Origin of the sequence: Mesorhizobium sp. M0500 (assembly GCF_040321165.1) — a bacterium.
In the GTDB taxonomy this organism is placed as follows: Bacteria; Pseudomonadota; Alphaproteobacteria; order Rhizobiales; family Rhizobiaceae; genus Mesorhizobium.
This window is the reverse complement of the sequence record NZ_JAMYRB010000038.1, coordinates 14,875-36,434: the sequence shown is the minus strand read 5'-3', so window position 1 is coordinate 36,434 and position 21,560 is coordinate 14,875. Positions and strand designations below refer to the sequence as shown.

Below are 21,560 nucleotides of genomic sequence, written 5' to 3'. Positions count from 1 at the left end.
CGACTTTTGCCTGGATGCTGCTTGAGCATCTGTCTGCCCAGCTCCGGCGCATGACCGAGCGGGTATTCGAATACAGCACTCTGGTGGTGCGAAAACGGCTGATCGTCGAGCTCCTGCATCGGGCGGAGAAAGCCGCACTCGTGGACGGCGAGGTGTCCGTAAGCCCGGCACCGACGCATTCCGAGCTGGCGGCAACGATGAGCACGCACAGGGAAGCGGTCTCGCGCGAAATGAGCGACCTCGCCAAGAGAGGCCTGATCGAAAAGCGCGGCAGCAGGTTATTGTTGCATGACGTCTCGGCACTACGGGCGCTGGTCGACAAGAAGGAATAGCGAAGGCTGTCGCTGCGGCGGGGCGCACCGCACGTTTCATATTCCTCGGCCGCAAGTGATTATTCCTTCAGGCGAGGAGAATCTGCGCCATGCCTCGCTGCAGGATTTTCGGGAGGAAGACTAGGGTAAAACTCAGTCATTCTGGCTATGCCGCGAATGGCCGAGATGGGTTAATTGCGGGCAACGGCGAGACTGGACTGAAGGGCAGCTCAGGGTCATGGCGGTGAATTGACCCGGAGCAAGCGAGCTTCCGCTTAGCGTCGATTCCGGCGGCCTGGTTTTCGCAAAAGTCCCGGATTAAAGATTAAAGCGACTGTTTTGCGTCTGATTTTTGCACCGTCCGACAATGGGCAGTTTCGCTACCACCACAACCAAACGGTTGCTGCGGCGTATTTCTGACCCAGCCTATGGGGCTATCCGCTTGCCCTAATTCTGAGCGAGATGCCATGAGGTATACCCAAAACGGCCATCGAGAGGCGTTCATGACCGACCGCGAAGTAGAGCCGCGCGCGGGGTCTCGGCAGTTGCAGCTTGCATCCTTTGGCCGACCTGCACGTTACATGACGAATAGACAGGCGGACCGGAGCCATGGCAAACGAGAAGCCCAACAATTTCCACGCAAAACAGGTGCATAGCGGGCGGCGGGCGCAGCAGCAGGGCCGCGGGCGAGATGCGGTGCGGCCCACGCAGATTCCGACCAAAGGCTGGAAAGACATCCTTTGGCGGGTGATAGCTGAAGTAAGCGATGACCGAGTCCCACTGATCGCAGCAGGAACCACGTTCTACCTGCTTCTGGCGCTGTTTCCTGCACTTGCCGCCTTCGTTTCGATTTACGGCTTCGTCGCCGATCCCAAAACAATCGCCGAGCACATCGCTTTCCTCGGCGGCGTTCTACCGTCGGGCGGGCTCGATCTTATCCGGTCACAGCTTGGGTCCCTTGCCCAACAGAATACCGGCGCTTTGACCTTCGGCTTTATCTTGGGGCCTCGCCGTCGCGCTCTGGAGCGCCAACAACGGCATCAAGATCATCTTCGAAGCCATGAACATCGCCTATGAGGAGACCGAAAAGCGCAGCGTCGTCCGGTTGAATCTGCTGGCCTTGGCCTTCACGCTCGGCGCCATCTTCATCGGCATCGCGTTCCTGGTCTCGGTCGGGCTTGTCCCTGCGGCGCTCGCGCTCCTCAATCTGGGCAGCTGGACGGAGACACTGATAAAAATCCTGCGCTGGCCCGTGATGCTGGTCGCGGTGGCGGCAGGTATCACGCTTATCTACCGCTACGGTCCCAGCCGCGAGAAAGCGACGTGGCGGTGGCTGACTTGGGGCGCCGGCCTCGCGACGATCGTGTGGCTTGCCGCCTCGATCGGGTTTTCCTTCTATCTCGAGAATTTCGCCAACTATAACGCGACGTACGGGACGCTCGGCGCCGTCATCGGCTTCATGATGTGGACCTGGATCTCAGTCATGATCCTGATCGTCGGAGCCGAGCTCAACTCCGAGATGGAACACCAGACGGCCAAGGACACCACAACCGGCGCGCCGCAGCCGATCGGCGCGCGAGGTGCCGCGATGGCCGACACGCTGGGCCGCTCGGCCGAACGGAGCGGCGCCGAAAGCGCATCAAGTCGCGGAGAACGAGGGTTTACACAAACAGAACTTCCGGCCCCGATCACTCGTGAATAGCGCTTCGAACGCCAAACCGCCGGCTGCGGACGAAGCGGCTGTCGAGGCGCGAGCCGGCGACTGGTTGCAGCAAAACGGGGAGCGCACAGGCGTGATGGGGTCGGTTTGGATGTCACCGAGACTTGCGGACTGTCGCTGCCGGCCCACGTGATACTGCTTCGATATCGGCACTGACGAGCCCTCCGCCTTCGATCCGAACCGTCAACCTGCCCTTCGCGTCATCGATCCGCCTCACAAATCCTGTGATGTCGACCTCCTGGCCGGCCTTTGCTCTGGTCGGTGTGTCGATTGAAAAGGGGAAGCTGTAAGAGGGTATGCTCACGCTCGACATGCCGTTGTCCAAAACCTTCAGAATTGTGATGGAGAGCGAAACTTCATCGTCGACTTTCATACTCGCGGGCATGGCCTAAGCCTCCATCTCAAGCGGCTCGTGCTCGATCTTTTGGTGCCAGACCACCTGGCGCAGGTCGCGCATGCCACAGCCTGTCCGCACCGTGGGCAGATATAGAAATGGCAGGCCTCATGCTCGGCGGCTGTTCCGTGCCGTCTGTTGACAATCGGCGGGCCAAGCTCCGATAGCTGTCACTTCCACTAAACATTCAATTTTGCTAAAATGTTCCGCAACCTAAGTCGGGCGGTCGCGATTTAGTTCGCACCTGTGGCGTGGGGTTCAGATGCCGACCCTGGGTTGACCATCCTCCCGAGGGTAAAGATTGAATTCACGCGGCCAAGTTCGACGGCTACCGCACGCAGATCATAAAAGACGCCGACGGCCTCCGCTTCTTAACCCGCCGGGGCGTGGTGTCTCAGTTTGAATTTCGGCTTGACGACCCGACTTACCGCCACGTGCGGACGTTCGCCAGTGTCGATGTCGGTCGTTGACCAGCGACGCGGACGCTATAGTTCGGTCAAGGGGTCCAACTACGAAAGGAGAAAGCTCATCGATCCCGCGATCTGGATAACATTCGTTCGAACGGTCATCATACTGCAGATGCCATCGAGGTCTGATAACATGCTGGTGATGGCGCGTGGATTGGACAGGGCGCTGAGTTGGGCTGGGACGACAGCCGGCGCGGGCGTGATGCAACTTCCCCTTATCGCGGTCGGCGTTCCTAGCTCGTGCGAGCGTCCCCGTTTGCATTCGCGACGCTCCAATGGATGGGAGCAGCCTATCTCGTTCGGCTAGGACTACGGCTGATCTTCACGTTCGGGAAGCCCGCAGCCCAGCAGGACCCACGTCAAGTCAGTCGACTTGCGGCAGCCCGGGAAGGAATGATCGCAAACCTAGTGAACCCTTGGCCCAACACCTTCATGATCGCCTCCTCCTCAATTTGTTGATCCGCATGGAGGGCCCGTGAGCCTGCAACAGCTCCTGTTAGACGAAACCCAGAAAATGACGGGCGCGTTAGTATTGGGAACTTATGCCATGGCTTCGGGCAGCATCGGTTCGTGGATCACGACGCGGCCCCGCGTGAAGCTTTGGCAGCAGCGGATCGCAGCCTTCTTCATCGTTGCCCTTGGGTTTCGAATGGCTTTTGGTGGCGGGGCAAGCCGCTAGATCCCGGTCTCAGCAGTCCGCTTCCACCCACAGCCGCTTCAAACTGAGACCCTACCGCTGGGGGCATGACTGGACGGCGAAATACCGCCCCTTGGTCCGGGCTGCCACAAGGATCGCTGCCGATAGCTCAATTATCGCGAAGCGAGACCGGTGATAGTTGACTCCTATGAAACAGCCGGGATTTCGTGGAAGCACTTTGGTCTGTGCTGAGACGTATCCGCGCGCAAGGGTAGCTTCTTTGAGCAGCTCCACGGAACTAAAGGGTTTTGCCGCAGTTTTGCCTGTCAATGGAGGAAACCATGAACAGCCAAAACAAGGAACGAGAATCCGCGACCAAAACACCTGTTGAGGACATTGCAAACAAGGACATTGGGGCAACCGTGAGCGACGCGGTCTCGAAAGCCTCCGACATGGCTCAACAAGCAGTTGATACGGCCAAGCAGGCGGCCTCGAATAGTGCGTCAACAGTTACCAACCAGGTGAAGGAAATGCTAGACCGTCAGGTCGGCAGCAGTGCCGAGGTGATGGGCCAGCTCGCGAGTTCGACGAAACGCGCAGCCGAGGACCTCGACGAAAGCGCGCCCTTAGTCGCCGGTGTGGTTCGTACGTTTGCGAACAGGATCGATGGTTACGCAGACGATCTGCGGGACCAGTCGGTCGATCAGCTGGTCCGCGCCGCCTCCGATTTGACTAGGCGCCAGCCCGGATTGGTTTTCGGGCTTGCTGCCCTTGCGGGGTTCTTGACATTTCGGACGCTGAAGAGCGCGTCGCCGGCGTCGTCGCGCTCCAATGAGCCCGTGCGCGGGCGCAACCGGCAAGCAGCGAGCGAATTTAATGGCACATGATCAGCTCAAGAATTCCACGCTCCCACGAGCACTATCCGACGCCGCGGCGGATCTTGCCGACCTCGTGCAAAAGGAGCTGCGGCTGGCCCGGGCGGAGCTGTCTGAAAACGTTTTTGCCAAGCTTCGGGCCGGCATCTGGATGTCCGCTGCCGGGGTGCTTGGGCTGATCGCTGGATTGCTGACAGTGCAAGCCGTCGTCTTCTGGATAGCTAGCTTTGGGATCGTAATGCACTGGTCCTGCCTGATCGTTGCCGGCGTCGTGGCCGCAGCTGGAGCGCTCGCCTACTACAAGGGCCGCATGGATGCGCAAAAGGAGATGACGCCCACGCGATCAATCCATCAGATCAAACAGGATATATCGATAACCAAGGAGCATCTAACATGAGCCGCGAAGCGCATACGACCAACATCGGAACGGCGGAATGGCTCATCGGCGCCGCCAAAAACAACCCGGAAGGTCTTCTTCTCGTTGCAGCCGGCTGCGCGCTGTTGATGCGCCGCGGGGGGGCATGGGCCAGCGGCGGCTTTGATCACGCTGACGAAACCCGCGGAAGCAAGGGCCAGCGAAGCGTTCACCCAAGGTCTTCGAACACCGCCGGCCAGGGGCGCCGGTGGAAAAGCATTGAGGACGCTTCGGAGACGGCAGACAATGCACGGGAGCATGCCTCGGACCTCGGCGGCAAGGTCGCGGCCACGGCCAGCGCTTACGCTTCGTCCGCGTCGGAATACGTTGACGAGGCGCGACGCAACGTCACTGAGACATCGGAGCGGGTCGCGCGACGAGCCCAATCAACTTTCCAAGAGACGGTGAACCGCGTAGTCGAAGAGCAGCCACTGACGCTGGCGCTGCTCGGCCTCGCCACAGGGGCAGCTGTCGCTGCAGCCTTCCGCCCCACGGATTTTGAAAAGCGGACACTCGGCCCAGCTGGAGAGCAGTTGACGAACAGCGCCGAGAAAGTCGGCGAACGGTTGAAGGAGTCGACGGTGAAGGCGCGCGAAAGGCTCAGGACCGCTGCCGAGGAGCGCGGCCTTAATGCTGATGGCCTCAAGGATGTCGTGAGCGACGTGGCTGGCGAGTTCGGCAGCACCTTGTCGGGCGAACAGCAAGCCGGGTCGGCTGAGTCGCCGTCCGCGACCTCAGGCGTATCGCGCGGCCAATCGGCCCCGGGTAGCATGGGCCGGTCGACAGATAAATCGGCCAATTCGGATCAGTCACAACGGCCGGGTGCTTCCCGGTCCGGCAGATCCGGTCAGTCCAGCGGAAAGCGAGGTTCGTGATGGGCGAGGCAAATCTCCGCCAACTCGAACACGACGTTGAGGCAGCCCGCGCAAGGCTCGCGGAAGATTTGTCGACGCTGCGCTCGCCAAATACGGTGTCCGAGTTTACCGACGAACTGAAGCAAGAGGCGCTCGAGGCCAAGGATGCGCTGGTCGCGAAAGCCAGATCGACCGCGCAGTTGACGGCGCTGGAGATCATCGAGGATCTCAAGGCAAAGGCTGCCGCGAATCCTGGCGCCGCATTGGTAATTGGGGCTGGTCTCGCGTGGCGGTTCCTTCACCGTCCGCCAATCGCGACCGCGTTGATCGGAGCAGGACTATTCAGCCTGTTGCGTACGCCTTCAATTCAGCCGGGCTTGGACGAGCAGGTCGATCATCTCGCTTTCGCCAGAGAGCGCTTGAAGGAGCAATCCGTCGAGCTGGCAGAGAAGGTCGGCGAAATGAGCGCCAAGACGGCCGAAACAGTGAAGGAACATGCGGAGGAAGCGGCTGGCGCCGTCAAAGAGAAGGTGCGGAATTTGGGCGCCAAGACGCCGAATCTGCTCGACGAATTGCGGCAGGCCGGCAGCGAGGCCGCCGAGGGGGCAGCCGCTGCCGCCGGTCAAGCGTCATCTGCTGTCCAGGGCGCACTGAGCGATCAGGAGACGCGAGACAAGCTCCTTCTTGGTGCCGCGGGTTTAGCCATCGCGGCTGCGGTAGGTATTGCGTATCAGCGACGGCTTGAGGAGCACGCGGCGGTCGACTAGGCGACAATTCAGCGCCGGAACTCCAGAACTACGGAAGAGCAGCCTGGACGACCCAGTGTCCCGGCTGTCAGGAGCGGGTCGCCTTTCTCGCGCTAACCAACCCGGCCATCACCGCTTGGCGCTGTCGCTGTCGGCGGCGGCCCGCGTCAGGAACGTCTGGGTTGTCTGGCCAAGACGGCTCTTCAGCCACTCCGCCATTGCCTCCTCTTCGCGGAGGTTCTGCTCGCAGGCCTGCACGATTTCGGTCTCGCCCTCGGCGTTGGCCGCCGCGATGAGGATTGTATAGGAGGCGATTTCCATGTGCTCGAAAGTGTAGCTGGCGAGGGAGCCCTTCATCACCTCATCGCCGGCGAACACGCCGCTGATGGATTGGGCGAGCGCCATGAGCTTGCCACCCGCGTCCTTCACGGTGGACGATCCTTCATCGATACGGTCGAGGCAGGTCTTCAGCCGGGAAGCCTGTTGCCTTGTTTCTTCGAGATGAAGGCGGATGCGCTCGCTCAGCTCCGGATAGCTCTCGATGCGGCTCAACTGTCCAGACAGCATCGTCTCCGCCTGCTCTTCCATCGCGTGGGCATCTCTCAGCCACTGGATCATCCATTCGCGCGATTCAGACATCAGAGGTCTCCTTGTTTGGTGGCATCCAAACCACGAGCGACGAGGATTGTTCCGGCCGCAGGATGGATCGCACGAACATTATTTCGTAGTCGGGCATAAAGCGGCGTCGGCGAGCGATGGGTTCACCAGCTTCGCCCTGATGTCGCGCGTCATCCGCGGATGCTCCAGCCCCGTCGGCAAGACGTCCGAGGCAAAGTGCTGGATGTCGGCATCCTGGCCGGAACCGATCTCCCATTCGAGAAGCTGCACTGTCTTTGATGGTCGAAATCTGGCCGCTGATGTAGGCGAGATCGAAATCGGCACCGGTGAGCTTTTCGAGCCTGGCGTGCATTTGCTTGTGATCGCTGTCGAGCCCTGCCGGGAGCGGGATCTTGCTGGCCTCGGCGAGCGACTTCAGCCTGTCGTTGGTAGCCGTGTGGTCGTGGACCATGTTGCGGGCGAACTCCTTCACGGCGGCATTTTTGGATTTCCGGCGAGTTCGCCGAACTGGACCTCGTGTCGCTTGGCAGTTAACCGTAAGAATGCAGTCGTTTCGGTCAGGATTGGCACTTAATTTGAGAACCTGGAAGTTCGGATTCTCAAATTAAATGCCATCGCATTATCGTGAAGGCCGTGCTTCCTTTGAGTTTCACACGCACCTTCGGCAAATGCGATGCCGGCAAGTTGCTGGCGCTGATTCTCGTTTAAGTTCCAATGGCCTGGCATGACTATCGGTTCCGTCGCAAACTCTCCGTCAAGACCGCATGAGGCATGAAGGCTCTTCAATTGCCGAGGAGCTTGTCATGTTCAAGGGCGGTCATTTCGACCAGTCGGTGATCCTGCTGTGCGTACGCTGGTATCTTGCCTACACTCTCAGCCTGCGCGATCTGGAAGAGATGATGGCCGAACGCGGCTTGAGTGTCGATCATTCCACAGTGCATCGCTGGGTCGTCCGCTTCTCGCCGCAACTGCTGGAGCGCTTCAACCGGCGCAAGCGGACCGTCACCGGCAAGTGGCATGTCGATGAGACCTACATCAAGGTTCGCGGTCGCTGGATGTATCTTTACCGTGCCATCGACAGCGTCGGCGACACGGTCGAGTACTTCTTCAGCGAACACCGCGACCTGGTGGCGGCCAAACGCGAAACGGCGGGCCGCAGAAAAGCGCGATGGGCCGAATGACCAATGCGCGCCCTGTCAAAACAGCGCCGGAACAGGCGAACGGCTTCATCTGTCAAACGGCGATGCGATCCGGCCGGCCATGCCGCGCAAGCGCCTTGCGCAAGAAGCGGTGCCAGGCAGCGCATTCACCGGACCGAGCTCGCGCTTCAACGCACTGAAGAAATGCTGGCCGAAAATCTCGCGCTGTGCAGCAGGATACGCCGCCCCCCATGTATTAGAAAGTGATGGACACTATGGAACCCCACGGGATGGCGGCCGATATTTTGACATCGGAAGTTGCCAATGCGCGTTCCAACGCTTGGCCGCGTGGTCCGGCATGCCGCGAGCAATCAGCTCGCGGTAAATGACCGAACCCCGCTTCCAGTGCTTGAGCTGTATGGCCCGCAGGCGGTGGCGAACCCGCCGTCGAGGTCGGCGAACACGCTCGGGGTCGGCAAGCCGGAAGTAAGCCTTCCAGCCGACGAGATAGACCCTGAGCGGCTTGCATATTTGCGCGAGGCTGCGACCGGCATTGCGCCGGGTCAGCATGCGCACCTTCTCCTTCATGCGTCCGATGGCCTGTGGCGCTACCCGTCGCCGGATGTTCCGTCCCCCGGCGACCCAGAACGGGAAGCCGAGGAACTTCGATGCCGTGGCGCGCTCCACCTTGCTCTTGGTCTGATTGACCCGCAGCTTCAGCTTGGCAAGCAGCTTGCGCAGGGATTGCATCACCCGCTCGCCCGAGCGCTGCGTGCGACCGTAGACGTTCAGATCGTCGGCATAACGGACGAAGGCATGTCCGCGCCGCTCCAGTTCTTTGTCCAGTTCGTCGACGGATCGGAATTTCCGCTCTCCACCACCCCACCCAGCCTTTCGACGCTCGTTTCTGGCGTTCCGCAGCCCAGGTGTTTGAACCAGCGGGACGCGCCACTTCTTGACATTCCCGACGCTTTTCCAAAGCGGACTTTCGGTGACCGCCCGGAATCGACCCGAGCGAACCGGAGGTTAGCGGGTGGCCCTCGGCGCTGCGGGCGATGGGCGCCTCACGGCCATCCTGCACGACGGATACGAGGAGACTTCCACCTGTGAGGAATTTTCGATGCAGGCGACACCGGACATGATCTGCCCGGGCGTGCAATAGCCGCACTGGAAGGCATCGCGTTCGATGAAGGCGGCCTGCAGCGGATGAAGCTCCTCGCCCGGGGCGCAGACCCTCGATGGTGATCTCACGCCCCTCCGCCAAGGCAGCGAGCAAGAGGCACGATTTTCACGCGTTTGCCGTCCATCAGCACTGTGCACGCGTCGCACTGCCCAGGCCGCAGCCTTTCCTCGATCCTGTGAGATGCAGGTGCTCCCGAAGGGCGTCGAGCAGGGTCGTTCGCGGGTCGAGGGATAGCCTTTGCTCGGTTCCGTTGATGCGCAGCACCAGATCGAGCGGAGCCGGCGCCGGTGTCTTGCGCGGCCGCCGCCGCAAATTCAGGCATGAGGTTTACTCCCGCAAGAGCGACGCCAGTCACCGCTGTGCCTGCCAGCAGCTCTCGCCTCGTCAATCATAACTGGTCATGTCTGGCCCCTTGCTAGAGCGGGATTCATCCGCGACGGAGCATGCGAACCGGGAAGGACCGGATGGAGCGGAGGTCGCCGCCGCTACAGGCGGCACCAGCCCTCGCGTCCGAACAACGGCTGCGGGCCGATGTTTCCAGCTGCAGCGAATTTACTCCGTGGCACGCTGATTTGGGCGGTAGCCGGCAGTTTATGTATCCGCCCCGAGCCTGTCAGCTGTCTCATGCAAGCACCAGACCGCGACTGGCCGTTGCCTTCCGCGTACCGTGCGCGTCTGGTCGGGCCGCAAGTCTTTGATGATTACAGACGGCTCATGACCGCGGGATTGCACGGCGCGCACCAAGTCGTCGCTGATCATCAGCCTTGTGCCGGTATGGCGGGTCAGGCGCTCGAGCCGGCTGGCGACGTTGACTGCGTCGCCCAGCACCGTGAACTCGAGGCGCTGGGCATGGCCGATGTTGCCGACGACCACCTCGCCATAGTGCAGGCCGATCCCAATCTCGATTGGCTCCTGTTTCGGCCGAACTCGCCAGCGTCGGGAACCGCGACACGCCATTTCCGTTGCCACACGGCCGTGGTGACGAGGCCCATCATGGGGGATCGGGCGTCGATCCGCGCGGCATGCCGAAAGCGCGCGATATCGTCGATCCCTATGCGCACATCGACCGCATCAAGGTGAAGACGCGGGATTTCCGATAGAAGCTGCAGCGGATATCCCGTCCATCATGTGGTAGTCTGGCCCGCATGACGACGCTTTATCTCAATTGGCGCGGAAGACGGTGAATCCCACAAAGCCGAATAAAACACATCCGCCGAAATGGATCGAGCCTCAGCTGACGCGCCTGGTCGACGAAGCGCCCGACGGCCCCGGTTGGCTTCACGAAATCAAGTACGACGGATACCGCATGCACGCGCGGATCGACAGCAGCGACATCCGGTTGCTCACCCGCACCGGCCTCGATTGGTCGCATCGCTATCAAGCGACGATAGCGGCCCTCCGCCCGCTCCCGGTGAAAGAGGCATATGTCGACGGGGAGCTGTGCGCCGTTCGGGCAGACGGCGTCACCTCCTTCAGCCGCCTGCAGGCCGCTATGGACGAGGGCCGCACGGGCGATCTTGCCTTCTTTGCTTTCGATCTTCTGTTCCTGAACGGAGAGAGCATTGCGAACCTTCCACTCATCGATCGCAAAGCGCGACCGGAAGGCCTGTTTTCGACCGACATGCCTGGCCTACGCTTCAGCGATCACGTGATCGGCGACGGGCCTGCGTTCCGCAAGCACGCCTGCCGGCTTGCGCTCGAATATGTCGACACGCCGATTGCCGAGACCTCCCAGCGCATGCCGCAGTTGACCACGTCGCTGCTGCAGAAATACGGCGAAGCCTGGACGCATTCGCTGGCGATCAACGATCTCTACTTCGACTTCATGGGACCTTCGCTCGCAGCGGCCGGCAAGGCCGGCACCGATGCGCCGATCAATGTCGCCGCCGGCGACGGAATCGGCCTATCAGCGCATTCGCGCCGGCCAGTTCCAGAAGGGCTCGATGGCATGATCAAAAAAGCTTCACACGACAATCGCCGAAGCACGTCCAAAACTGGACACCAACGGCATCTTAGACGGGTTCACCCGTCGATATTCGACCAGTTCGAGGGCGGCATCCTGTCCGACAAGCGGGCGCTGCGCACGAGCGGGCATCGGCTACCATGGGTCCTTTCATCCTGATGCGATTACGATTCGGTCGGGCGCGCCAATAGCTGCTCCCGTCACGAAGACTGCGGAGACACGGGGTGGGTATGAGCGTAGCGCGTATGCAGGACTGGACGCTGGATTGGCGTCGCGGAGGGCCGCTTTGCGCCTAATGACGGCCATAGGGGCGTCTTTTGCCTCCGCTCGGAAGCAGACGCCGGAGAACAACCAATAGTCAATACCGAAGCTGGAGCCTGAGCCAAAGAGATGCCCGAGGAGCGTGCAGCAACTAAGACGCCTGCCAAATCGTCCCGTCGGGCTGCTATCGGTCCGACACTGTCGGCTAGCGCGCACCCTTTTTAGAGCTTGGATAGGTTTTGCCGATATCTATCGGTAAAAGGAGCCGGAAAGTCATGACCGAGATCTGGCACTCACTCCTCGCCAATCTTGCCCTCGTCTCCATCCTGGTCGTCGCTTGGGACCTTGTGGCGGATTTCACGGGGCGTCTCCCGCAGCGGGTACAGTCGCTGCTTCTCGGCTTGGTCATGTGCGCGGGCGCGATCATTTCCATGGCGACGGCTCTGTCCGTCTCCGGCTTCGTCGTCGATCTGCGGGCCGCTTTTGTCGGAGCCGCCGCGTTCTTCGGCGGGTGGCCGGCGTTGTTCATCGCCACCGCCGGGTCCATTGCCTATCGCCTCTATCTTGGCGGGCAGGGTGCCAGCGTCGGCATCGTGAGCATCCTGATCACCGCCGTCGTCGGTCTGGCATGGCACCACATCGTGGCGGCCCGGTCGCGCACCATGTTCGACATACTTGGCCTGGGCGTGTCGGTCGCGCTTGCCGGGCTGATCACCCTTCTGATCATCCCCCCGCAAGTCGTCGCCGGCTTTGTGCAGCAGAGCACGCTCCCGTCGCTGGTGTTCCGTTTCCTCAGCACCTTCATCATCGGCGTTCTGGTCGATCGCCAGCAGCGGCGGCGAGATCTCGCCATGTCCAACATGATCTACCGGGCCATGGTCCGCGAGCTGCCGGATAGCCTCAACATGAAGGATGTCGACGGCCGCTTCATCGCGGCCAATCCAGCCACCGCCGAACTGGTGCGCGCCGCCTCGGTCGAGGACCTTATCGGCAAGACGGATTTCGATTTCTACCCCAAGGACGTGGCCGAGCGCTTCAGGCAGGATGAAACGGGCGCGCTGGAGGCCGGGCAGACATTGCGCATCGACCAGCCCGCTCTCCTACCGGACGGCAGGCAGGGCTGGCTTTACACGCTGAAAACGCCTTTCCGCGACGAGGCCGGCAAGATCGCCGGCGTCATCACCTACAACCGCGACATCACCGAGCAGAAGCGCACCGCCCAGCTCAAGAACGATTTCATTTCCACGGTCAGCCACGAATTGCGGACCCCATTGACCTCCATCCGCGGCTCGCTTGGTCTGATCGCGGCCGGCGTGGCGGGCGAACTGCCGCCCAAGGCCGCCAATCTCGTCAACATCGCCCACACCAATAGCGAAAGGCTGGTTCTTCTCATCAACGACATCCTGGATATGGAGAAGATCGAATCAGGCGTGATCACCTTCAAGATCAAGCAGATGCCTGTCCGTCAGGTCCTGGAGCAGGCCATTGCCGCCAGTTCCAACTACATGGCCGACAGTCGGATCAGGATCGTTCTGGTCGACGATGCCCCGCGCGCCGAGGCCAACATCGATCCGGATCGCCTGCATCAGGTGATGGCGAACCTGCTGTCGAATGCGATCAAGTTCTCGCACACCGATGGCACCGTCACGGTGAAACTCCAGCGTCATGACCGCGACATGCTGCGCATCTCCGTGGTGGACCAGGGCGCCGGCATCCCCGAGGCGTTCCGCAGCCGCCTATTCGGCAAGTTCGAGCAGGCGGACGCCTCCAGCACGCGTAAGATAGGCGGCACCGGCCTGGGCTTGAGCATCGTCAAGGCTATCGCCGAAAAGCTGGGCGGCGCTGTTTCCTTCGAAACCGAGGAAGGCAAGGGAACAGCGTTTCACGTCGAGCTTCCCGAAGCGCACAGGCAGGCCGAGAAGCCGGTTTTGGTCGAGCGCCGGGCGCGCAAGCGCGATGGCCGCCTGCGTGTCCTCATCTGCGAGGACGAGCCCGACGTCGCTGCGGTGATCGCAGCACTTCTCGATGCTGAAGGCTTTTCCAGCGACGTCGCGCCCGATATCGACACCGCCAAGGCGCTCCTGAGCTCCCGCGACTACGTGGCGCTGACGCTCGACATCAAGCTAGCGGAGGAATCCGGCATCAAGCTCTTCTACGAGATCAGGGCATCACCGGCCAATTCCGACATTGCGGTCATCGTCATCTCCGCTGTCGCCGACGAGGCCAGGCGCTCGCTGAACGGCAGCGCCGTCGGCATCGTCGACTGGCTGGAGAAGCCGGTGGATTCGAAACGGCTTCACGCCGCTCTCGCCAAGATCGTCGGCCGCAGGATCGAGCCGAAGCCGCAGATTCTGCATGTCGAAGACGATGAGGGCGTGCTTGCGGTGATGTCGGAGGGGCTCGGTTCGAGCGTCTCGATCACATCCGCAAAGACGCTGCAGCAAGCCCGGCAGGCGGTCGCTCGCCATCGCTTCGACCTGGTCATCTTGGACATCGCACTTCCCGACGGATCTGGCCTCGACCTCCTCGTCGATCTGCCACTCGAGACCGCGGTCATCGTGTTTTCGGCGGCGGAACTCGACCAGAAACTCGGCGACCGGGTGCAGGCGATCATGACCAAGACCAGGGCCTCCGAAATCGATGTCGCGAAGCTGGTCAGAAGCATGCTGATCGCTTCTCGCGACGGCAGCGCGCCGACCCCTGGCAAGGAGTGACGATGATGCCGGCAAGGATCTTGTATGTGGATGACGAGAACGATATCCGCGAAATCGCCCAGATGTCGCTCGAGCTCGATTCGGAATTCGAGGTGCGATCCTGCTCTTCGGGCATCGAGGCGCTAACCGATGCCGCCGATTGGCAGCCCGACCTCATCCTGCTCGATGTGATGATGCCGGATATGGATGGGCCTGAAACGCTGAGGCGCCTGGCCGATTCGCCGCTGACGGCCTCAATCCCCGTGGTGTTCATCACGGCGCGCACCCAGACGCATGAGGTGGAGCGCTATCTCGCCATGGGAGCCGTAGGGGTTATCGCCAAACCCTTCGATCCGCTGGCGCTTGCAGGTGAAGTGAGGAAGCTGCTCCCGCAGCGCGATGGCCCGGCCTAGACGCGCCAGGGGAAGGCGGCGGCAAGAAGCTGTCGGCAAGCGCGGTTTGCCGTTTGCGGCTCCTATACCATGGGCCGATATTCATCTAGTGATTGTATCGAAATGCAACCGTCGCGAATCAGCTTTATCTATGATCGCGCGGCGTTGGCGGGCGCGGGGAAAGCTGCGCGGAATTTCTGGCATGGACCACTTTGGCGGATGTCGGTTCATGGGTTGATCACTCCGGGGGGCGACGGAACCGGAGCAGGACTGGTGGATGGAGCGAAAGCAAGAGTTCTGATCTGCGATGATGATCCCTTGTTGCTCGAGCTGATGGAATTCAGGTTGAGGGCGAAAGGATACGAGGTCATCAAGGCGGTGGACGGGGCCGAAGCGCTGGCGAAGGCGGAGCAGGACCGCCCCGACATCATTGTGCTCGACGCGATGATGCCCAAGGCCGACGGCCTGGAGGTACTGGCCCGCCTCAAAGCCGATCCGGCTCTGTCGGAAACTCCAGTGATCATGCTGACCGCCCGCAAGGCTGAAAGGGACATTGTCTCGGCCCTTGAGAAAGGAGCCGACGACTACCTGGTGAAGCCATTCATCCCCGAGGAGCTTCTGGCCCGGCTCGCGCGTCTGATCTCGCGCAAGAGCGGGAAACGCTGATGAGGCGCAGCCGGCGCACAGCTCTGGCCGTATGCCTGATCCTGGCGATCGCCGCGCCTCCCGGCGCCGCGCTGGCGCAGACGGTCGACGAGCTCTACGCGTCCGGCGTCAAGGCCAGGCAAGCGCAGCATTTCGACGAGGCGGCGGACCTTTTCCGGCGCGCGCTGGCGCTCAAGCCCGACAATGCCGACGCCCTGGTGCAACTCGGCTTCGCCGAGCTCGGCCGCGACAATCTGCCGGCCGCCCGGCAGGCCTTTTCCAGGGCGCTGTCCCTTGCCCCGACCTATCGGGACGCCAGCTTCGGCATGGCCGAGGTCGAGTTCCGCTCCGGCAATCCGGATGCCGCGCTGCCGCTCGCCGAGAAGGTCGCGCAGGCCGATCCCGGCAATGCCGACGCCGCAGCGCTTGTCGAGAACATCCGCAAGGCGAAGCAGGCTGCCGGCAGCGAGGCGAAACGGGCTCCCGCGGTTCCGGCGCGGGCAAAGGAACCGGCCAGCCGGCGGCCCGATCCCTTCGCCGGCCTGATGGAGCAGGGCAGGCGCCTGCGGGCGGCGGGAAAGCTGCCCGAAGCGGAGACGGTCTATCGCCGGGCGCTGAGGCAGGCGCCGAAGAACACCGACATCCTGGTCGCCCTTGGCCTTGTCGTCGGCTCCAGCCGGCGCTTCGACAAGGCGGGGCATTTCTTCGACCGCGCGCTTGCAATCAAGCCCGGCCTTCTCGACGCGCGGCTGGGCAAGGTGCGCCTGGCGATCTGGCAGGGCGATGCGCCGCGCGCCCGGGCGCTGGTCGACGGCGTGCTTGCCTCGGCGCCGGACAATGTCGAGGCGCTCGACCTGGATGCGAGAATTGCTCTGCTCGAGGTCGACTACAGGCGCGCCAGGCAGTCGTTTCAGCGCGTGCTTGCGGCCGATCCGCGCAACGCCGACGCGCTGGTCGGGCTCGGCGATGTGCGCCGCGCCGAGGGTGACGACGACGCCGCGCGGGAAGCCTATCGCCAAGCGCTCGCCATCGAGCCAGGTTCTGCCGATGTCGAGCAAAGGCTGGCCGTGCCGCCGCCGCGCAAATGGCGACTCGACCTCGGCGGCGAGGTGAGCGATCTCACCGATGGTCTCGGCGACTGGACCGACAGTTCGGCCGGCCTTGCCTATCGGCTGTCGCCGCGCACGACGATTTCCGGCCGTGCGCGGCTGGCCACCCGCTTTGGCCACACCGACGTCCAGGTCGAGGGCCGCATCGATCAGGCCTTCTCGCCGGCATTCTCCGCCTATGTTTTGGCGGCGACGACGCCGGACGCCGACTTCCTGGCGCGCTATTCGATCGGCGCCGGCGCTTCGTGGCAGCTCGTGACGCCGGCAAAGGCGTTCGGCCCGTTGTCTCTGAACATCGACGCCCGCTACGACAATTTCGCCAACACAAATGTCACCAGCATCTCGCCCTGGGTGCAAGGCTATGTCCTCGACGGCCGCCTTGGGCTTTCCGCCCGCTGGGTGCATGTGCAGGACGATATCGGCACGCGCGCGGACGGCTATGTGCTTCGCGCCGACCTTGCGGTGACACAGCGCTTCAATCTGTTCGGCGGCTACGCGGACGCCCCCGAAATCTCCAATGGCACGCTGGTGCCGACGCGCACCGTCTTCGGCGGCATTTCCTGGGACGTCAGCGACCCGCTGACGCTGCGCGCCAGCATCGCGCATGAGCAACGCCCGACATTCGACCGAGGCATATTCGGGCTCGGACTGACCGCGCGGTTCTGACCATGTGGTACATCTGGGATCTATCCATATTGCTCACCGCTCTTTCCCTGGTAATCATGCTGTTCCTGATCGCGCGCCGCGTGCTGCAGGAGCGCTGGGGCAGGGCTGGGGCCGACCAGCGGCGCCAGCTTCTGACGACGCTGATCGCCTTCACCGAGCACCGCGACCGCGAGGTCCTGAAGGCAGCGGTGCTCGTGGTCCCGGCGGGCGTGGCGATCAATGCCGGGTTCGAGTTCATTTCGCTGCTGCGCGGCGAGGAGCATGACGACGTCCTTTCCGCCTTCAACGAATGCGGCCTGCCGGCCCTTGTCGGCAGGCAGCTGGAAAAAGGCAACGTGGCCGATCGCATACACGCGGCCGAGATGCTGGCGGCGCTGCGTTCGGAAGGTGCGGTGGCAAGCCTGCTTTCGGCGCTCGACCACGACCGTTCGCGCGAGGTCAGGATCGCCGTCGCCATCTCGCTCTGCGATCTCGGCAGCTTGCCGCCGCTCGGCATTGCGCTGCGCAAGATCGGCGTGGCGGGGCAGCGCTCGCGGCGCCTGATCGAGCTTTTCAGGCGCTTTCCGCCGGCGCGCCTCCACCAGCTCGCGGACCATGCCGCGCGTGTTGACGCCGTGCCCTTCATTCGAGCGGCCGCGATCGACGCGCTTGCCCGCGCCGGCGGCTTTCGCTTCGCCGATTTCTTCGCCCGCCTGGCCGGCGACGCATCGCCCGAGATTGCCGCCGCGGCGCTGCGCGCGCTCGGCCTCACAGGACACGCCGACGCGCCGGCGATCCTGGCGACCGCAATGGCAAACGGCAACTGGGACGTGCGCAGCGCCGCCGCCGATGCCGCTGGCCGGCTCGGCCTGTCTGAACTCGCCCCGCCACTGGCCAGGCTGATGGACGATGAGGCGTGGAACGTGCGCTATGCCGCCGCCAATGCGCTGCGCTCCTTCGGCCAGCCGGGAGAGCGGCTGCTGCGCGAGATTTCCGACAGCGAGGTCTCGCGCAGCCAGCGCACCGCCTCGCTCGTTCTTGCCGAGGGGCCGGCCTTATGATCGCCGACTGGAGCCACGAGATCGTTCTTGCCGCCACCACCCTGTCTTGGTTCATCATCGGGGCGGGGCTGGCGCAGACGACGATCTATTTCCTGCAGCTCGCCGTCGCGGGCTATGCGCTTTCCAAGCGCCCGCCGGTGGCGCGCTCGGCGCTGCTCTGGCACCGTTATGGCGACGTCGCGCCGCCGATCGCGCTGCTGGTGCCCGCCTATAACGAGGCGTTGAACGTGGTAGAGAGCGTCCATTCCATGCTCGCGCTCCAATATCCTAATTTCGAGGTGATCGTCATCAATGACGGCTCGAAGGACCAGACGCTGCAGCGCCTGATCGAGGCCTTCAGGCTGGTGAAGTTCCATCGGCCCTATGAGGAGGCGCTCGCGCACAAGCCGATCCGCGGCCTCTATTCCTCGCCGATGACCGAGCGGCTGTTCGTGGTCGACAAGGAGAATGGCGGCAAGGCCGACGCCCAGAACGCCGGCATCAATGTCTGCCGCGCGCCGCTCTTCTGCGCGATCGACGGCGACTCCATCCTCGAGCCCGATGCGCTGATGCGCGCCGCTCAGCCTTTCATCGAAGACCCCGAGCGCACCATCGCCGTCGGCGGCACGATCCGAATCGCCAACGGCTCGAAAATCGAAGCGGGCAGGGTGCGCGAGATCCATCTGCCGCGCCGCCTGCTGCCGCTGCTCCAGGTGGTCGAATATCTGCGCGCCTTCCTCATGGCGCGGCTTGCCTGGAGCCGCATCAACACGCTGATGCTGGTCTCCGGCGCTTTCGGCGTGTTCCGCCGCGCAGAAGTGGTGGCGGTGGGCGGCTTCACCAGAGGTTCGATGGGCGAGGACCTGGACCTCGTCATCAAGCTGCACCGCCATATGCGTGACGCTAGGCGCAAATACCGCATTCAGTTCATTCCGGAACCGGTGTGCTGGACGGAGGCGCCGGAAACGCTGAGAGTTCTGGCAAGGCAGCGGACGCGCTGGCAGCGCGGCGCGCTCGAATGCTTCTTCCGCCACCGCGCCATGCTCTTCAATCCGCGCTATGGCCGCGTCGGCTTCCTCGGCTTCGGCCACATCTTGATTGCCGACGTGCTGGGGCCCGTGGCGGAGGTGCTGGGCTACATCCTGATCCCGGCCTTCTGGCTGCTCGGCATCCTGTCGGCCGAATATCTTTTGGCCTTCACCTCGCTCATCTTCACCTATGGCGTTTGCGTCAGCGTATGCTCCCTCATCCTCGAAGAGGCCGAGCTCCAGCGCTTCCCGCGTGCCCGGGACCTGGCCGTGCTGACGGCGGTCGCCGTGATCGAGAATTTTGGCTATCGCCAGCTCAACAATTTCTGGCGCCTGAGGGGCTGGTGGCAATTCTTGCGGGCAGACCAGAACTGGGGCGAGATGACCAGGACCGGCCTTTCCGGCGCCAAGAAATAGGCATGGCCGGACGCATCATTGCAGCGTCCGCTCGATCTCCGCAATTAGGGCATGGAGCGCGGCTTCGGCCGCCCCTTCATCCCCATTCTCGATCAGCAGCGTCTCCAGCGCGGACGCCCGCGCGCTGATCTCCCCAAACCCGAACGTACCCGCCGCCCCCGCCAGCGAGTGGGCGATACTAACCATTGCATCGCGGGTGGGGAGGGCATCGCCTTGACGTGCAATGGCCTTCAGCTCCGCGAGCTGATCGGCGCATCGGACAAGGAAACGCTGCCGGAGAGGGGCGAAAGGATCGTTTGAAATGAGGTGGCGCTCCTCCTGGATCGTTTCGGCGGGTATTCAAGCACAAAGCGGCTTGGGTCGAAGCGGACTGCTTGTCGCGCATGATCTCCAGGGCAACGGCCTTCTCATACACCATCAACCACGACGGGATCTCGTCCCTCCGACTTAGCACGGAATAGTGCCAGATCGTCGGCTTTGACGAGATCATTCGGGCTCTCGTTCTCGTTGGGTACCGTTGTAGCGACGCCAACGCTGACGGTCACTCTGCCGCAATCGTGCGGAATGTTCAGATCTCGCACGCTTTGGACGAGCCGGAAGGCTATTTCGTTCGCATGTTCCATTGAAGCGTCAACCAACACGATCACAAACTCTTCGCCCCCATATCGTGCAGCCAGGTCGTTGGAGCGACCAGCGCCAGTTTGGATTGCGTGGGCAATATGTTTGAGCACCTCGGCTAGCCGGCTGTAGCCGACCACATCCGAGACCAGGATCGCTGCTATTTTGCGGGTCTCACTCATCTCGTGCTCCCTCCATCCAGCCATCCAGTCTGGCACTACTGCCGACCAGGCGCGCTGTCTCACTGCTTCGAAGTCGCATAAAAGGCAGTGCGGAATGCACAAAGCAGCAGGAGAAGGGGCCCCGTTCATAACGCGTAGGCCCCGCTAACACCGGCTGAGTCCGCAATTCAGCCAATCCGGCCGTTTCTGCCAAGCCAGCGCAGGCATCTTGCGGTTTGTTTCGCGCCGGTTACAAAGCCGGCGCCCCTCGCCGGCTTCGTAGGGCACTTGGTGACGGGAGGTAGGTTGCCAGCCGCGTAAGCCTTTGCCAGTTCTTCCCGGGCCTTCTCGACGCCAGCTTGCGGCGTGTACATGTCGATCAACGCAGGGGTGCCCGACATGGTCGCTGGTAGCCTTCCGCTCGCAAGGCGACAGTGTATGGCCGCCGGCGCGTTCAGATAAGCCGCAGCCGCCGCTTTCGTCCTGTGTGGCCTCTTGCCGCCGCGTGGCTTGTTGGTGACATACGCGGGCCGCTGCTCGTACCAGCAGCGTCGGTGTAGGTAACAAGCATGCCGCCTTCGGCCTTCTTGCGAGCGCCGGGCTTTGTGTAGAAGTGCATGCCAGCAATTTCGGCCACATGGCCATCAAAGTCCGGTCTCATGCTACGCCCTTCAGGAGGCGACAACATTCCGCAAGCACAGCACATCACCCAGCCTAGCGGCTCGCTCCATCCCGTGCGCGGCCCTTCAATCCAGCCCAACGCCCCGGCATATGTCACGCTCTGACGGCCGTATCTGATGCAGAACCTCCGGCCACACTTCGTCGAGCCCATCCTGTGCCGGCTCCACCATAGTTTCAGACGTCACCTCGTCGCCTGGCACGTCATGCGTCTCGGCGTCGTCGGGATTGGCGTCTCGCGGGTTAAGATAACCCTGCGCGCCTTCCGTACGCGTTTGGCCGGTGGTGTCGCGGATCTCTTGCAGCACGGCAAGCGCTGCGGCTGGATCTTCTTTGGCCGGCCAGTGCACCGCACGCATGCCGCCGCGGAAACGAGTGTTGTCATTGTCGGCACGCAGGGCGCCGGTGAATTCCCCAGGTTTGAATTCCGGCTGCCAGGCCGGGTAGTCCCATGATGCGATGCGCGGAGCGGGTAAAGAATAAATCCGAAGGAGGCGGGCGACCACCCCTATGCCAACTTTCTTTCTCACCATTTCGCTCGTTATTAATCT

At 62.6% G+C, this 21,560-nt stretch carries 22 protein-coding genes and 3 pseudogenes; 16 read left to right on the top strand and 9 right to left on the bottom strand.

Annotation, left to right across the window (positions count from 1 at the left end; all coding sequences use genetic code 11):
* Together NKI70_RS31330 and NKI70_RS34115 are read left to right on the top strand one after the other, a co-directional pair.
* Positions 1-332 (top strand): Crp/Fnr family transcriptional regulator (locus NKI70_RS31330; protein WP_352726049.1); only part of this gene is annotated, 332 nt, incomplete at its 5' end.
* Between the two features lie 588 nt (positions 333-920).
* Positions 921-1,929: pseudogene (locus NKI70_RS34115) on the top strand (YihY/virulence factor BrkB family protein); the annotation flags it as partial.
* Between the two features lie 196 nt (positions 1,930-2,125).
* Here NKI70_RS34115 and NKI70_RS31315 read toward each other — a convergent pair.
* Positions 2,126-2,416 carry a hypothetical protein gene (locus NKI70_RS31315; protein WP_352726043.1) on the bottom strand — a complete coding sequence of 97 codons (291 nt, stop codon included), beginning with the start codon at positions 2,414-2,416 and terminating at the stop codon, positions 2,126-2,128.
* A gap of 951 nt (positions 2,417-3,367) precedes the next feature.
* On the opposite strand from NKI70_RS31315, the gene NKI70_RS31310 reads away from it, so the two are divergent.
* The 5 genes from NKI70_RS31310 (at position 3,368) to NKI70_RS31290 (ending at position 6,440) form a co-directional block, all read left to right on the top strand.
* Complete coding sequence (locus tag NKI70_RS31310) at positions 3,368-3,571, top strand: hypothetical protein (protein WP_352694392.1); 204 nt, start codon at positions 3,368-3,370, stop codon at positions 3,569-3,571.
* Positions 3,572-3,870: 299 nt separating this feature from the next.
* Positions 3,871-4,416, top strand: coding sequence for a hypothetical protein (locus NKI70_RS31305; protein ID WP_352694390.1), 546 nt, complete (start codon positions 3,871-3,873; stop codon positions 4,414-4,416).
* Positions 4,406-4,801 (top strand): phage holin family protein, encoded by a 396-nt coding sequence (locus NKI70_RS31300; RefSeq protein ID WP_352450346.1) that lies wholly within the window; start codon positions 4,406-4,408, stop codon positions 4,799-4,801. Before NKI70_RS31305 ends, NKI70_RS31300 begins: the two co-directional genes overlap by 11 nt.
* Positions 4,798-5,694: a hypothetical protein gene (locus NKI70_RS31295; protein ID WP_352726040.1), complete on the top strand. Its 897-nt coding sequence runs from the start codon at positions 4,798-4,800 to the stop codon at positions 5,692-5,694. Before NKI70_RS31300 ends, NKI70_RS31295 begins: the two co-directional genes overlap by 4 nt.
* Positions 5,694-6,440, top strand: a complete 747-nt coding sequence (locus tag NKI70_RS31290) for a hypothetical protein (protein WP_352726038.1) — start codon at positions 5,694-5,696, stop codon at positions 6,438-6,440. The genes NKI70_RS31295 and NKI70_RS31290 overlap by 1 nt, the downstream gene beginning before the upstream one ends.
* A gap of 108 nt (positions 6,441-6,548) precedes the next feature.
* Here NKI70_RS31290 and NKI70_RS31285 read toward each other — a convergent pair whose 3' ends face one another.
* Positions 6,549-7,058, bottom strand: coding sequence for a ferritin-like domain-containing protein (locus tag NKI70_RS31285; protein WP_352450349.1), 510 nt, complete (start codon positions 7,056-7,058; stop codon positions 6,549-6,551).
* Positions 7,051-7,581 carry a DUF4142 domain-containing protein gene (locus tag NKI70_RS31280; protein WP_352726051.1) on the bottom strand — a complete coding sequence of 177 codons (531 nt, stop codon included), beginning with the start codon at positions 7,579-7,581 and terminating at the stop codon, positions 7,051-7,053. The genes NKI70_RS31285 and NKI70_RS31280 overlap by 8 nt, the downstream gene beginning before the upstream one ends.
* Positions 7,582-7,840: 259 nt before the next feature.
* Between NKI70_RS31280 and NKI70_RS31275 the strand changes: the two are divergent.
* Positions 7,841-8,179: pseudogene (locus NKI70_RS31275) on the top strand (IS6 family transposase); the annotation flags it as partial.
* A 270-nt stretch (positions 8,180-8,449) separates the two neighbouring features.
* On the opposite strand, the gene NKI70_RS31270 reads toward NKI70_RS31275, so the two are convergent.
* From NKI70_RS31270 to NKI70_RS31260, 3 genes and pseudogenes are all read right to left on the bottom strand, one after another.
* Positions 8,450-9,022, bottom strand: a complete 573-nt coding sequence (locus NKI70_RS31270; protein ID WP_352694397.1) for a group II intron maturase-specific domain-containing protein — start codon at positions 9,020-9,022, stop codon at positions 8,450-8,452.
* A gap of 180 nt (positions 9,023-9,202) precedes the next feature.
* A pseudogene (locus NKI70_RS31265) lies at positions 9,203-9,671 on the bottom strand ((2Fe-2S)-binding protein).
* Positions 9,672-9,950: 279 nt separating this feature from the next.
* The gene (locus tag NKI70_RS31260) at positions 9,951-10,316 is read right to left on the bottom strand and encodes an adenylate/guanylate cyclase domain-containing protein (RefSeq protein WP_352726036.1); all 366 of its coding nucleotides are present in this window, start codon (positions 10,314-10,316) and stop codon (positions 9,951-9,953) included.
* A 5-nt stretch (positions 10,317-10,321) separates the two neighbouring features.
* On the opposite strand from NKI70_RS31260, the gene NKI70_RS31255 reads away from it, so the two are divergent.
* The 8 genes from NKI70_RS31255 (at position 10,322) to NKI70_RS31220 (ending at position 19,552) form a co-directional block, all read left to right on the top strand.
* Positions 10,322-10,459, top strand: coding sequence for a hypothetical protein (locus tag NKI70_RS31255; protein WP_352694380.1), 138 nt, complete (start codon positions 10,322-10,324; stop codon positions 10,457-10,459).
* Between the two features lie 80 nt (positions 10,460-10,539).
* Positions 10,540-11,481: an ATP-dependent DNA ligase gene (locus NKI70_RS31250; RefSeq protein ID WP_352694378.1), complete on the top strand. Its 942-nt coding sequence runs from the start codon at positions 10,540-10,542 to the stop codon at positions 11,479-11,481.
* Positions 11,482-11,858: 377 nt separating this feature from the next.
* Positions 11,859-14,297 carry a hybrid sensor histidine kinase/response regulator gene (locus tag NKI70_RS31245; protein ID WP_352694376.1) on the top strand — a complete coding sequence of 813 codons (2,439 nt, stop codon included), beginning with the start codon at positions 11,859-11,861 and terminating at the stop codon, positions 14,295-14,297.
* A 5-nt stretch (positions 14,298-14,302) separates the two neighbouring features.
* Positions 14,303-14,689 carry a response regulator gene (locus tag NKI70_RS31240; protein ID WP_352694374.1) on the top strand — a complete coding sequence of 129 codons (387 nt, stop codon included), beginning with the start codon at positions 14,303-14,305 and terminating at the stop codon, positions 14,687-14,689.
* A 102-nt stretch (positions 14,690-14,791) separates the two neighbouring features.
* Positions 14,792-15,334 carry a response regulator transcription factor gene (locus NKI70_RS31235; protein WP_352694372.1) on the top strand — a complete coding sequence of 181 codons (543 nt, stop codon included), beginning with the start codon at positions 14,792-14,794 and terminating at the stop codon, positions 15,332-15,334.
* Positions 15,334-17,088 (top strand): YaiO family outer membrane beta-barrel protein, encoded by a 1,755-nt coding sequence (locus tag NKI70_RS31230; RefSeq protein WP_352726034.1) that lies wholly within the window; start codon positions 15,334-15,336, stop codon positions 17,086-17,088. The genes NKI70_RS31235 and NKI70_RS31230 overlap by 1 nt, the downstream gene beginning before the upstream one ends.
* Before the next feature lie 2 nt (positions 17,089-17,090).
* Entirely contained in the window at positions 17,091-18,128 is a 1,038-nt protein-coding gene (locus NKI70_RS31225) for a HEAT repeat domain-containing protein (protein ID WP_352694368.1), read from the top strand.
* Entirely contained in the window at positions 18,125-19,552 is a 1,428-nt protein-coding gene (locus NKI70_RS31220; protein WP_352726032.1) for a glycosyltransferase family 2 protein, read from the top strand. The genes NKI70_RS31225 and NKI70_RS31220 overlap by 4 nt, the downstream gene beginning before the upstream one ends.
* A 15-nt stretch (positions 19,553-19,567) precedes the next feature.
* Here NKI70_RS31220 and NKI70_RS31215 read toward each other — a convergent pair whose 3' ends face one another.
* The 3 genes from NKI70_RS31215 to NKI70_RS31205 all read right to left on the bottom strand — a co-directional run bounded on the left by NKI70_RS31215 (position 19,568) and on the right by NKI70_RS31205 (position 21,539).
* Positions 19,568-19,777, bottom strand: coding sequence for an Hpt domain-containing protein (locus NKI70_RS31215; RefSeq protein WP_352694644.1), 210 nt, complete (start codon positions 19,775-19,777; stop codon positions 19,568-19,570).
* A 182-nt stretch (positions 19,778-19,959) separates the two neighbouring features.
* The gene (locus NKI70_RS31210) at positions 19,960-20,352 is read right to left on the bottom strand and encodes a diguanylate cyclase (protein WP_352694640.1); all 393 of its coding nucleotides are present in this window, start codon (positions 20,350-20,352) and stop codon (positions 19,960-19,962) included.
* A 725-nt stretch (positions 20,353-21,077) separates the two neighbouring features.
* A complete protein-coding gene (locus tag NKI70_RS31205) occupies positions 21,078-21,539 on the bottom strand; it encodes a hypothetical protein (RefSeq protein WP_352693848.1) in 462 nt (153 codons plus the stop codon).
* Positions 21,540-21,560 lie beyond the last annotated feature (21 nt).